The following is a 12,341-nucleotide window of genomic DNA, read 5'->3' as shown; positions in this document are numbered from 1 at the left end:
TGCTGTGGATTGCATGATTCGAGGTAATACAGTTAAAAAATTCTTCCGTTAAAGCACATGCACGCCAAATTTCTCCAATAAGGAAGTCAGCTTAATCAAAGGTAAGCCCGTCAAGGCATTCGGGTCATCGCCTTGAATTTTTTCAAACAACGCGATTCCCAGACTTTCAGACTTAAAGCTGCCGGCACAGTCGTAAGGTTTCTCAAGGTCGACATAATGTTCAATCTGTCGGCATGACAGTGTTTTAAAATAGGCGGTACAGACATCCAAATCAGTCAAGCAACACATTGTATTGCTGTCTATAATGCAGATGCTGGTAAAAAAAATAACGGCATTTCCTGATGCCGCCTGGAGTTGCTCTATTGCTCTTGCTCGACCGCCAGGCTTGTGCAATTGTTGGCCATTGAGCACGGCGACTTGATCTGAACCGATAATAAGATGGTCGGGGTACTTTTCACATAGCGCTTGCGCTTTTAATTTCCCTAACCGCAATGCGAGTGCTTCCGGGGCTTCGTGCTCAAGCGGTCTTTCATCGACTTTAGGGCTGATAGCTTTAAATTCCAAATGAAGTTTTTTCAATAATGCTTGTCTATAAGGTGAACTTGACGCCAGAATTAAGTTATTGATTTTCATATTGCCAATTGTTGTAAGTTTGACGCAGTTATTGATTCCAGATATTATTGTATGGTTATGTTAGATCGATTGCCTGAATATGTCGACCCTTTGCAGCTCGCAGATAAGCGAGCTGAATTGAAGGGCAAAATACCTTTAAACAGCATGGATCGTTTAGCGGAATCACTGCTGAGCGACGCCGGGACTGTTGCTGTTGATCTTTTTTTTGGACGGGAGGGAAGACTGGCCAAAATTGAGGGACACATAGAGGCGATTCTGGAACTTGAATGCCAAAACTGTTTGCAGGCTATGGAATGGCCCGTTAGTGCTGACATCAAACTGGGTATTGTTACCTCAATAGATCAAGCAGATAGATTGCCCGAAGATTATGAACCTTTATTGATTGAAGAAGAGAAAATACCTCTTAAGGATATCGTTGAAGACGAGTTGTTACTGGCTCTGCCAACTTTTCCAAAGCATCAGCACGCATGTTCAGTGCCGGATGCAGACTTTAACAAGAAAGATCAATTATCTGATGAGGAGCAGTCAGCCCCTGAAAATCCTTTTTCCATCTTAGCCAAACTTAAAAAAACTGGAGATTTATAATGGCAGTACAAAAAAGTAAAGTATCACGTTCAAGACGTGGTCAACGTCGTTCACATGATGCTTTAACCAGCAGAGCATTATCTCAAGACCCGATGACAGGTGAAACTCATTTGCGTCACCACGTCACTCCAGACGGTTTCTTCAAAGGTCGCCAAATCGTAACGACTGGCGACGAAGATTAATCAATCTTTCTCCCTTTTAGAATGATGATATGCCGAACCCGATTGGGTTCGGCTTTTTATAATAATTCCGGAGTCATTCGTAAGCGTGAGTTTAACAATTTCGATTGATGCGATGGGCGGGGATCATGGTCCTGAAGTTACCATTCCAGCATCATTGGATTGTTTGAAAAGCAATCCAGACTTAAAACTGATCTTAGTGGGCGATGAAGCTGTTTTAAAACCACAGTTAACAGAAGCATTAATTGAATTCAAGGATAGACTCACTATTCATCATGCGTCGCAGTGCGTCGGCATGGATGAGTCACCATCCAAGGCGCTAAAGAACAAGAAAGATTCATCAATGCGGGTGGCTATTAACCTGGTTCGTGACGGCCAGGCCGATGCCTGCGTTAGCGCCGGCAATACCGGTGCGTTAATGGCGACCGCTCGTTTTGTTCTGAAAATGATTCCAGGCGTTGACCGCCCTGCCATTATTTCTACTTTACCGTCAATTTATGGGCATACCCACGCGCTTGACCTCGGGGGAAACGTAGACTGCAGTGCTGAACATCTTTTTCAGTTTGCTGTCATGGGCGCCGAATTGGTTAAAGCCGTAGAAAATATTGAGAACCCGAAAGTCGGCCTGCTAAATATTGGGGAGGAAGATGTAAAAGGTAATGAGCAGGTTAAAGCTGCAGCAAAATTACTGGAAAATTCATCGTTAAATTATATCGGTTATGTAGAAGGTGATTCTTTAAATGCAGGAAGTATTAAAGTTGATCTGATTGTCGCCGACGGTTTTGTAGGCAATGTTGCGCTGAAATCGATTGAAGGCGCGGCTAAAATGATCGGAACAGCGCTCAAAGAAGCCTTTAACAGAAACATTTTGACCAAGCTTGCGGGATTGCTTGTTTACCCGGTCCTCAAGTCATTCAAAAAGCGCATTGATCCGCGACTCTATAACGGCGCCAGCTTTCTGGGATTGCGCGGGCTTGTTATCAAAAGCCATGGAGGAGCCGATGTGTTGGCTTTTAAAACAGCCATACATCTTGCCGAAGTTGAAGTCAAAAAAGATATTATCAGAAAAATAAGCGAGCAAGTTGAACAAACTTTGGCAAGGAGAGAGAGCGCATGATCCGCTATTCAAGAGTAATCGGTACCGGCGGATATCTGCCAGAAGAAGTTCGCACGAATGATCATATATCGCAAACTGTAGATACATCCGATAGTTGGATTCATGAACGCACCGGCATTAAAAGCCGACGCATTGCCGGGCCGAATGAAACGGCTTCAAGCATGGCTGAAATTGCGGCGAGGCAAGCCATAGATGCGGCACAAATTGATCCTGAGGAAATTGATTTAATAATTGTCGCAACAGGGACGCCTGATCGCGTTTATCCGAGCACAGGCTGTCTGTTGCAACAGCGTTTAGGCATTAAAAACTGCGTAGCTTTCGATGTACAAGCAGCTTGCTCAGGTTCAATATTCGCCTTGAGTATTGCTGATCAATACATTAAAACAGGCGCTGCCAAAAAAGTGCTTATCGTCGGCTCTGAAATCTGTTCACGCATTATTGACTGGACTGATCGCGGCACTTGCGTTTTATTCGGTGATGGCGCTGGCGCCCTATTGCTAGGCTCTTCAAATGAAGCCGGCATTTTGTCAACGCATATCCACTCCGACGGCGAATATGAAGATCTGCTTTACTGTCCGAATCCACAGGCGGCCGCCGAGCTTAATAAAGACGAGGCCGGTTACGTAAGAATGCGCGGCAACGAAGTGTTTAAGATCGCCGTAAACACATTAGGCCGTATTGTTGATGAAACGCTGGAAGCTAACAATATGCAGAAATCCGATGTGCATTGGCTGGTTCCTCATCAGGCTAACATACGCATCATTGCAGCAACAGCCAAAAAATTAAAAATGCCTATGGATCATGTTGTTTTAACGCTTGAAAATCAAGGCAACACATCTTCTGCTTCAGTGCTTCTCGCATTTAATGAAGCTGTGCGTGACGGCCGCATCCAGCGCGGACAAGTGGTGTTGCTTGAAGCGTTTGGCGCAGGGTTTACATGGGGTTCTGCATTAATTAAATACTAATAACTATAAACAAGCGTATTAATGAGCAAGCAAAATTATAATTTGGCTTTTGTTTTTCCGGGACAAGGTTCTCAATCCGTCGGCATGATGTCGGAGTTGGCCGAAAGCTATCCAGAAGTAAAACAGATCTTTGAACAGGCATCCGATGCATTAGGAAAAGATTTATGGTCTATTGTATCTTCAGGGCCTGAAGAAGATCTTAATCAAACGCACAATACACAGCCAGCCATGTTGGCCGCTGGCGTTGCTATCTGGAAAGTTTGGTGCAAGCAGAGCAATATCCGTCCGGCCTGGATGGCGGGCCATAGCCTTGGCGAATACACTGCGCTGGTTTGTTCGGACGCAATATCCTTTGAAGACGGAATAAAACTGGTGGCCGCAAGAGGCCGGTTAATGCAGGAAGCCGTGCCTGCGGGCGTTGGCGCCATGGCGGCAATTTTGGGGCTTGAAGACCATCAGGTTGTCAAAGTGTGTGCGGAGGCGGCAGAAAATGAGGTTGTCTCAGCCGTTAATTTTAATGCCCCGGGGCAGGTTGTTATTGCCGGGCATACAGCGGCTGTCGAAAGAGCTATAGCCGCTGCAAAGGAAGCTGGCGCTAAACGCGCGGTACAGTTACCGGTCAGCGTCCCATCTCACTGTGCATTGATGCAGCCAGCGGCCGAAAAACTGGATGAACAATTGCAGAATATAGCCCTCAGCGCTCCTAAAATGACATTGATTCATAATGTAGATGTTGCCGCACACAGTGCATCGGAAGTCATTCGAAGCGTACTGAAAGAGCAACTCTATAAACCCGTGCGTTGGGTTGACAGCATTAAGTTTATGCATGACCAAGGCGTTACCCATTTTGTTGAGTGCGGCCCCGGCAAGGTATTGATTGGCTTAAACAAGCGCATCGCGAAAGATGCCGAGCATATGGCTATATATAACCCGGAGACTTTAAATAAAGTATTGGAGCAGTTAAATGACTAAGCAAGTAGCATTAGTGACAGGCGCCAGTCGAGGTATCGGCAGAGCAATCGCCGAAAGATTGGCCGAGGATGGTTTTTTTGTTGTCGGCACAGCAACTTCCGATAATGGCGCCGATTTAATTTCTGCTTATCTCGGTGAAAACGGCAAAGGCTTAAAACTTGATGTGGCCGATCCTGAATCGATTGCTGAAGTTGTTAAAACAGTTACCGATGAGTATGGAACCCCCACAGTATTGGTCAACAATGCCGGCATTACGCGCGATAACCTACTCATGCGCATGAAGGACGAAGACTGGGACGATATTATCAATACGAATTTGACTTCGGTTTTTCGCATGAGCAAAGCCGTGTTGCGCGGCATGATGAAGGCAAAAACAGGGCGTATCATCAATATATCGTCCGTGGTTGGCGCTACAGGCAATGCAGGCCAGGCAAATTACGCCGCTGCAAAGGCCGGCATGATCGGTTTCGCCAAATCGATGGCTAAAGAAGTGGGTTCACGCAATATTACTATCAATACGGTAGCGCCCGGGTTTATCGATACCGACATGACCAAGGAATTGGGTGAGGACGTTAAAAATTCCTTATTAGCTTCTATTCCTTTGGCTCGACTGGGCGAAGCCAAAGAAATCGCCCATGCCGTTTCATTTTTGGCTTCAGAAGGTGCCGCTTATATCACCGGTGAAACCATTCATGTAAACGGTGGCATGTTTATGCCTTAATATTGTGAGATTTTTGCAATATAAAGTATAATCCCCCCGCCGTCTGGAATTGCCGGAGACGGGATTTCTAGTAAAGTTAATAACAATACTATTGTAAGTTTCTAACCAAATACAAACAAACTTACATTGTTTGAGGATAATAATTATGAGTAACATTGAAGAACGAGTAAAAAAAATTGTAGCTGAGCAATTGGGCGTTAAAGAAGATATCGCTACTGATGCTTCATTTGTAGATGATCTTGGTGCTGATTCTCTGGATACAGTTGAACTCGTTATGGCTCTTGAGGAAGAATTCGAATGTGAAATTCCAGACGATGAAGCTGAAAAAATTACAACTGTTCAACAAGCTATCGATTACGTAGAAAAAAACGCAGCGCAATAGCCTGTCTTTTAGTGGATGGACCTTCTCGTTCATCCACTAATCAGAATAAAATCTTTCTTACCTCCCTATACATTTCTTACGGTACATTACATTGAGCAAACGTCGAGTCGTAATAACTGGATTAGGCGCTGTCACGCCTTTAGCTAACACTGTCGCTGAAACTTGGGACGGTATTATCAACGGTAGAAGCGGCATCACTCCAATTGATTCTTTTGACATTTCTCCATTTGCCACTACGTTTGGCGGCGTCATAAGAAATTTCGACATTACTCAATATATTCCTGACAAAGATGCTAAACGAATGGATGCTTTTATTCATTATGGCATCGCTGCCGGCTGCCAGGCTATTGAAGACTCAGGCATTGAAGTCACCGAGGTTAACGCTGAGCGTATTGGCGTGGCAATTGGTGCAGGTATAGGCGGGATTACCGGAATTGAAGAATGCTACGCCACTTATGAAAAAGGCGGCCCACGTCGTATTTCGCCATTCTTTGTGCCGGGCAATATTATTAATATGATCTCAGGTAACCTTTCAATCAAATATGGATTAAAAGGCCCTAACTTTTCCATTGTTACGGCCTGCTCAACAGGTACGCACAATATTGGCGATGCTGCACGTTTAATTAAATACGGCGATGCCGATGTTATGGTCGCTGGTGGTGCTGAGCGCTGCACTACCTCGCCAACGGCCATGGGCGGCTTTGCCTCTGCAAAAGCCTTGTCACGCCGCAATGATAATCCCCAGGCAGCTAGTCGCCCTTGGGATAGAGATCGAGATGGTTTCGTATTGAGCGATGGCTCCGGGGTGGTTGTCCTGGAAGAACTGGAACATGCAAAAGCGCGCGGCGCAAAAATTTATGCTGAAGTAGTCGGCTATGGCATGAGCGGCGATGCCTATCATATTACAACCCCTTCCGTAGGGGGCGAAGGTGCAGCTCGCTGCATGCGCAATGCCTTGCGTGATGCGGGCATAAATGCGGATCAGGTTGATTATATCAATGCGCATGGTACTTCAACGCCTGCCGGCGATATCGGAGAAACCCAGGCAATGAAAGCAGCTTTAGGCGAACACGCCTATAAAGTTGCTGTCAGCTCAACTAAATCCATGATAGGGCATTTGTTAGGCGCTGCCGGCGGCATTGAAGCCGTGCTCACAGCCTTAAGCATCAAAAATCAGATTGCTCCGCCAACGATTAACCTGGAAAATCAAGACCCAGAATGTGATCTTGATTATGTGCCCAATACCGCCAGAGATATGAAAATTGATATAGCCATATCCAACTCATTCGGTTTTGGCGGCACTAACGGATCTATAATTTTTAAACGTTACGAGTAACGCTGCAACGTATTGCCCAATACGTAATGCTTCTTGCTGATGATTCTGGTAAATGGCGAATGCAAGCAGCATATTGAGATATCTGATCGCGGCTTTCAGTATGGCGACGGATTATTCGAAACAATAGAAGTTAGAAATGGACAACCTGTATTTCTCGATCGGCATTTAAAACGCTTAAATACAGGTTGCCGTCGACTCCATATCCCGTGTCCGGATCCTGAACTGATTATCGCCGAAGCTCTCGATCTTTGCAAAGGTTCGAGTTTAGCTGTACTCAAATTGATAGTCACTCGAGGGTCTGGCGGACGGGGCTACCGTCAGCCAGACTTAATTCAACCTACCCGCGTATTAAGCCTTCATCCTTATCCCGATTATCCTTCTTCATTCGTAGAGCAGGGCATTATTGCCCGTTTCTGTATTACTCGTTTAGGGTTGAACCCATCATTGGCAGGAATTAAACACATGAATCGGCTCGAACAGATATTGGCACGGGCTGAATGGAATGATCCATCTATTCAGGAAGGAATTATGATGGATGTCAATGATCATATTATCGAAGGGACTATGACCAATCTTTTTTATGTTAAAAATGGTTCAGTTTACACCGCATCACTGTCTCAATCGGGTATTGCCGGCATTATGCGCAGTATTATTATAGAAATATTGTCAAGTAATCATATTAAAACAGTTGAGAAGCCGTTTAAGAAAAATGAATTTTTATCGGCTGATGAAATCTTTGTCAGCAATTCAATCATTGGTTTATGGCCAATCAATCAAATTGAAAACAAACATTTCTCGATAGGCCCGATAACCAGACAAATACAATTTTGCCTCGACAGACTGAAAAGCGGGGCGGAGGCGTCTTTGCCATGACCCTCAAAATTATCGGATTTACATTGTTGATCTTCATTTTTACGGGCGGATGGGCATGGAATGACTATCGAAGCGCAGTAAAAAATCCTGTAGTGCTCGATAAACAGGTTTATATAGATATTGAAAAAGGCGACTCATTAAACCGGATCACTGATAAATTGATCGATCAGAACGTGGCCATTAACCCAATCTGGTTTAAAGTTTTCGCCTACACAAGCGAATCGGCCAAAAAAATTAAAACAGGAGAGTACGAATTAGCGCCTGGTTTAAATATACCGGAAATATTAGTCTTATTTGTTCAAGGCAAAACCAAGCAATATGCAATTACCTTTCCAGAAGGGTGGAGTTTTAAGGATATATTGCAGGAAATCCAGAAAAACCCTTATCTGGAGCATACTTTAAACAGCACTGATATTGAAGCTCTAATGCTGCAAATTGGAACGGATGCGAAGCATCCTGAAGGCATGTTTTTTCCCGATACCTATTTCTTTGAAAAACACATGTCCGATGTTTCTTTGTTAAAGAGAGCTTATGACAAGATGCAACAGGTATTGCAACAGGCATGGCATAATAAAGCCGAAAATCTGCCTTTTAAAAATCCTTATGAGGCGTTGATTCTCGCTTCAATTGTAGAGAAGGAAACCGCAGTAACTGAAGAAAGGCCTTTAATTGCTGGCGTATTTATTCGCCGGCTTGAAAAAGGAATGTTGCTGCAAACCGATCCTACAGTAATTTATGGCATGGGGGAGTTCTATAAAGGCGATATTACTTACGAAGATTTAAAAAATACCACTCCTTATAATACTTATGTTGTAAAAGGCTTACCGCCTACCCCGATAGCCATGCCCGGGCAAGATGCCATTTATGCGGCCCTGCACCCTGATAACGGCGATAGCCTTTATTTTGTTTCGCGTGGTGATGGAACGCACGCCTTTTCGTCAACATTAAAAGATCACAACCGAGCGGTTGATACCTTCCAAAGGAAAAAACAGTGACTAGAGGAAAATTCATTACCTTGGAAGGCGGAGAAGGTGTAGGCAAAACCACGAACCTGTCTTTTATAAGCAGCTATTTGCAAAATCACGGTATTGATGTCATCGTTACTCGCGAACCCGGCGGTACCCGATTGGCGGAAAAGATACGCGAGTTACTATTGGATTCGAATAATGAGAGCATTTCAGAATCGGCAGAATTGCTACTTATGTTTGCAGCAAGAGCTCAACATATCAAACATGTGATAGAGCCTGCGCTGTCGCAGGGGAAATGGGTGCTTTGCGATCGTTTCACTGATGCGACCTATGCCTATCAAGGGGGCGGCCGCAACATGAATATAAGTACTATAGAATGGTTGGAAAATCTTGTACAAGACACTCTGCGTCCTGACTTGACATTGTTGCTCGATGCACCCGTTGAGGTTGGTATTGAGCGCGCAAAAGATCGGGGGCAACTGGACAGATTTGAATCTGAAAAAATCGACTTTTTTGAACGCGTCAGGCAGGCTTATTTAAGACAAGCCGAGCTTTACCCTGAACGAATCAAACTTATTAAGGCGGATCAACCATTAAGCGATGTGCAAAATAAACTAATTGACATGCTCAGGCCATTAATAAGATGAGAATGTCTAATACATTATTGCCCTGGCTAAAGCCCAACTGGGAGCACCTTCACAGTTATATTACTCAGAAGCGCATTCCACAGGCTTTGCTTATTACTGGTAACAGAGGGCTTGGCAAGCAATATTTAGCTAGCCAGTTCGCTTTTTCTCTGCTTTGCGCAAATCCCCAGTCCGATGGTTTATATTGCGGTTCCTGTGACAGCTGCAAACTGCTTAATGCCGAAACGCATCCTGACCTTATTAATATTCAGCCTGAAGAAGTCGGCAAAAGCATTACGATTGCCCAAATCCGCAACTTAATCATTCAACTGACCTTAAAACCTCAATTCGAAGCTTATCGCGTCGTTATTGTCAGTCCGGCCGACCAGATGAATCATGCAGCAGCCAATGCCTTTCTAAAATGCCTGGAAGAGCCGACAGAGCGCACTCTCATTATCCTAATTACAGATAAACCGGCAAAATTACCCGCAACGATAGTCAGCCGATGTCAGAAGCTGGTAATTAACACTCCAGCCAGAGAGACAACGCTTGCATGGCTTAAGCAGCAAAATGTTCAGGAAAATGCAGAATTGCTATTCGGGCTGGCTAGAGGAGCGCCATTGTTAGCCCAGCAATATGCGGATGAAGGGTATACTGGCATGCGTCATGAGTGCTTCAAGTCGTGGATGGGCATCGCAAGACGACAGCGCAATCCTGTCATGATTGCGGAAGATTGGTATAAGCTGCCTGAATCTCCGTTATTGTTCTGGATTACATCCTGGATTATCGATTTAATTAAATGTTCTTATTCGGCAAATATTGAAAATTTATATAACCCGGACTTGGCAGATTCCTTGAAAGAAATGTCACAACAGCTAGAATTAAAAAGAGTTTACAAATTGTATGACTTATTACTGGCAACTCGCCAGCGACTGGATTCTCCAATCAATAAACAATTGATGTTTGAAGAGATCTTAATAAAATGGTCTGAAATTAACTTGAGCAAATAATACCATGGCAGAATCATCCCCCAGACAAGGTATATTGTCGCTGTCAATTAAAGATAAAAACGCTTTATATGCAGCTTATATGCCTTTTGTGATCAATGGCGGCCTGTTTATTCCCACTAATCGGGAATATCAAATGGGCCAGGAAGTTTTCATGCTGTTAAATTTAATGGAAGAAACTGAACGACTTCCTATTGCCGGGAAAATAATCTGGAAAACGCCGCCGGGTTCGGAAGGCTATCGAGCAACCGGCATTGGTGTACAGTTCAGTGACCAGGATGGCGGCATGGCTCGCAATAAAATAGAAATGTATTTAGCAGGCAGTTTAGGTTCTGACCGATCAACCCACACCATGTGATTTTATCGAATGCTTATCGACTCTCATTGCCACCTGGATCGCATCGATCTGGAACCCTACCAACACGATTTTTCCTGTTTCATGAAGGAAGCGGAGAATAATCAAATTGAACATATGCTATGCATAGCCATTGATTTAGAATCCTATCCGGCCATGCATGATCTGGTCTCAGGTTATTCTCAAATTTCCCTTACCGTTGGAGTTCATCCGAATGTTCAGGACGGCAAGGATCCTAGTGTTGATGAGCTTGTCGCTTTAGGCCAAGAGAAAAAGGTTATTGCAATAGGGGAGACAGGCCTTGACTATTTCCGCAGTAAAGGCGATCTTGATTGGCAACACCAACGTTTCAAAAAGCATATTACCGCCGCAAAGATTCTAAAAAAACCGCTGATCATTCATACCCGCGAATCAAAGCAAGATACATTACGAATTTTGAAAGAAGAGAACGCTCGTGACATAGGCGGGGTTATTCATTGTTTTACCGAAGACTGGGATTTTGCCGAAAGAGCGCTAGATCTGGGATTTTATATTTCTTTTTCCGGTATTGTGACGTTTAACAGTGCCAAAGAAATCAAGGAGGTAGCAAAAAAAGTACCTGCTGACCGCTTTCTTATTGAAACTGATTCGCCTTACTTAGCGCCGGTTCCATTCCGTGGAAAGCCAAATTATCCTACCTACGTACGTTATGTAGCTGAACATATAGCTGAATTAAGAAACACAAGTTTTCAACAGATCGCGCAACAGAGTACAGAAAATTTTAAAAGACTTTTTAAATTTGGAGATTAGCTAGATTCTTAGCTAAAAGGTTTGATGCCACTCACCATGATCATATTGACGCTGCAATAGAAAGAGTTCTCTAATGCGGCCTGCTTCAATTCCATGCGCCATTGCTCCAATTCCTTTTGAGTAATAATATTATCTGATAAAGCTTTATTTTCAACGCTTTCCTGTAACGACAAGGTATAAAACAATTCCAGATCATTGGTATATAGAGGAAAAACATCAATTTGAATGTCACTAAAATATGCCTTGCTGAACAATCGGTATAAACTTCGCCCTGAATAACTATTTGGAATAAGCTTTTCCAAGCGATAATTTGATAACAATCGCTCTATTTTGACTGATTGACAATCGATAGACAGACTTGCCCAATCTGTATCGATAATTACCACACTTCCTCCTGGTTTTGTGACTCTACGGACTTCGCCTATTACCTGTTCTGGATTGTTTAGGTGCATAAAAAGTCGCTCACTTCGGCAGCTGTCAAAGTAATTATCTGCAAAAGCCAAAGAGCTGGCATCTCCTTGTTGAAAGCTGACAATACGACTCATCTTTGAAATTTCCACCTGTTCTAATGCCTTTGCTAACATACCTTCATCGTAATCAACACCAATAACAAGACCAGCCGGCGATACTAATCGCCCCAGTTCAATAGCATCAACACCAGGGCCACATCCCAAATCAAGAACTGTATCACCTTGCTTAATTTGCATTTTTTTATAGCTAATTTGCTTAATAGGTGCAAAAATTTCGCCTGCTTTCTTGAGGTAATCAACGTCAACAGGTCCTTTGAATTTAGGCATATAATTTTTCCTGTTAGGATAAATAGCGTTTTTATT

Annotated in this window: 16 protein-coding genes; 14 read left to right on the top strand and 2 right to left on the bottom strand. The window is 43.7% G+C overall.

The features are described 5' to 3' along the window. Positions 1-48 precede the first annotated feature (48 nt). On the bottom strand, positions 49-633 hold the full coding sequence (locus IT781_RS03585; protein ID WP_194968766.1) for a nucleoside triphosphate pyrophosphatase: 585 nt from the start codon (positions 631-633) through the stop codon (positions 49-51). A gap of 51 nt (positions 634-684) precedes the next feature. Here IT781_RS03585 and IT781_RS03580 point away from each other — a divergent pair, with 51 nt between their 5' ends. The 14 genes from IT781_RS03580 (at position 685) to IT781_RS03515 (ending at position 11,508) form a co-directional block, all read left to right on the top strand. Next, on the top strand, positions 685-1,218 hold the full coding sequence (locus IT781_RS03580) for a YceD family protein (protein ID WP_228778889.1): 534 nt from the start codon (positions 685-687) through the stop codon (positions 1,216-1,218). Further along, positions 1,218-1,400, top strand: a complete 183-nt coding sequence (rpmF, locus tag IT781_RS03575) for a 50S ribosomal protein L32 (protein ID WP_081679042.1) — start codon at positions 1,218-1,220, stop codon at positions 1,398-1,400. The genes IT781_RS03580 and rpmF overlap by 1 nt, the downstream gene beginning before the upstream one ends. Positions 1,401-1,485: 85 nt before the next feature. Next, positions 1,486-2,514, top strand: coding sequence for a phosphate acyltransferase PlsX (plsX, locus tag IT781_RS03570; RefSeq protein ID WP_194968765.1), 1,029 nt, complete (start codon positions 1,486-1,488; stop codon positions 2,512-2,514). Next, on the top strand, positions 2,511-3,479 hold the full coding sequence (locus tag IT781_RS03565; RefSeq protein WP_194968764.1) for a beta-ketoacyl-ACP synthase III: 969 nt from the start codon (positions 2,511-2,513) through the stop codon (positions 3,477-3,479). The genes plsX and IT781_RS03565 overlap by 4 nt, the downstream gene beginning before the upstream one ends. Before the next feature lie 21 nt (positions 3,480-3,500). Continuing rightward, positions 3,501-4,451, top strand: coding sequence for an ACP S-malonyltransferase (fabD, locus tag IT781_RS03560; RefSeq protein WP_194968763.1), 951 nt, complete (start codon positions 3,501-3,503; stop codon positions 4,449-4,451). Continuing rightward, positions 4,444-5,172: a 3-oxoacyl-ACP reductase FabG gene (fabG, locus tag IT781_RS03555; RefSeq protein WP_194968762.1), complete on the top strand. Its 729-nt coding sequence runs from the start codon at positions 4,444-4,446 to the stop codon at positions 5,170-5,172. Before fabD ends, fabG begins: the two co-directional genes overlap by 8 nt. 145 nt (positions 5,173-5,317) lie before the next feature. Then, positions 5,318-5,554 (top strand): acyl carrier protein, encoded by a 237-nt coding sequence (gene acpP / locus IT781_RS03550; protein WP_194968761.1) that lies wholly within the window; start codon positions 5,318-5,320, stop codon positions 5,552-5,554. 91 nt (positions 5,555-5,645) lie between these two features. Beyond that, a complete protein-coding gene (gene fabF / locus IT781_RS03545) occupies positions 5,646-6,890 on the top strand; it encodes a beta-ketoacyl-ACP synthase II (RefSeq protein ID WP_194968760.1) in 1,245 nt (414 codons plus the stop codon). A gap of 39 nt (positions 6,891-6,929) precedes the next feature. After that, complete coding sequence (gene pabC / locus IT781_RS03540) at positions 6,930-7,763, top strand: aminodeoxychorismate lyase (RefSeq protein ID WP_194968759.1); 834 nt, start codon at positions 6,930-6,932, stop codon at positions 7,761-7,763. Beyond that, positions 7,760-8,758: an endolytic transglycosylase MltG gene (mltG, locus tag IT781_RS03535; RefSeq protein ID WP_194968758.1), complete on the top strand. Its 999-nt coding sequence runs from the start codon at positions 7,760-7,762 to the stop codon at positions 8,756-8,758. Before pabC ends, mltG begins: the two co-directional genes overlap by 4 nt. Then, positions 8,755-9,378 carry a dTMP kinase gene (tmk, locus tag IT781_RS03530; protein WP_194968757.1) on the top strand — a complete coding sequence of 208 codons (624 nt, stop codon included), beginning with the start codon at positions 8,755-8,757 and terminating at the stop codon, positions 9,376-9,378. Before mltG ends, tmk begins: the two co-directional genes overlap by 4 nt. A gap of 2 nt (positions 9,379-9,380) precedes the next feature. Further along, positions 9,381-10,367: a DNA polymerase III subunit delta' gene (locus IT781_RS03525; RefSeq protein WP_228778888.1), complete on the top strand. Its 987-nt coding sequence runs from the start codon at positions 9,381-9,383 to the stop codon at positions 10,365-10,367. A gap of 4 nt (positions 10,368-10,371) precedes the next feature. Further along, positions 10,372-10,722, top strand: coding sequence for a PilZ domain-containing protein (locus tag IT781_RS03520; RefSeq protein WP_194968755.1), 351 nt, complete (start codon positions 10,372-10,374; stop codon positions 10,720-10,722). Between the two features lie 9 nt (positions 10,723-10,731). Beyond that, on the top strand, positions 10,732-11,508 hold the full coding sequence (locus IT781_RS03515) for a TatD family hydrolase (RefSeq protein ID WP_194968754.1): 777 nt from the start codon (positions 10,732-10,734) through the stop codon (positions 11,506-11,508). Positions 11,509-11,516: 8 nt separating this feature from the next. On the opposite strand, the gene IT781_RS03510 is transcribed toward IT781_RS03515, so the two are convergent. Beyond that, a complete protein-coding gene (locus IT781_RS03510; RefSeq protein WP_194968753.1) occupies positions 11,517-12,305 on the bottom strand; it encodes a methyltransferase domain-containing protein in 789 nt (262 codons plus the stop codon). Between the last annotated feature and the right edge of the window lie 36 nt (positions 12,306-12,341).

It is taken from the genome of Methylobacter sp. BlB1, assembly GCF_015476545.1.
Taxonomy (GTDB): Bacteria; Pseudomonadota; Gammaproteobacteria; order Methylococcales; family Methylomonadaceae; genus Methylobacter.
This window is presented reverse-complemented; position numbering and strand designations above follow the sequence as displayed.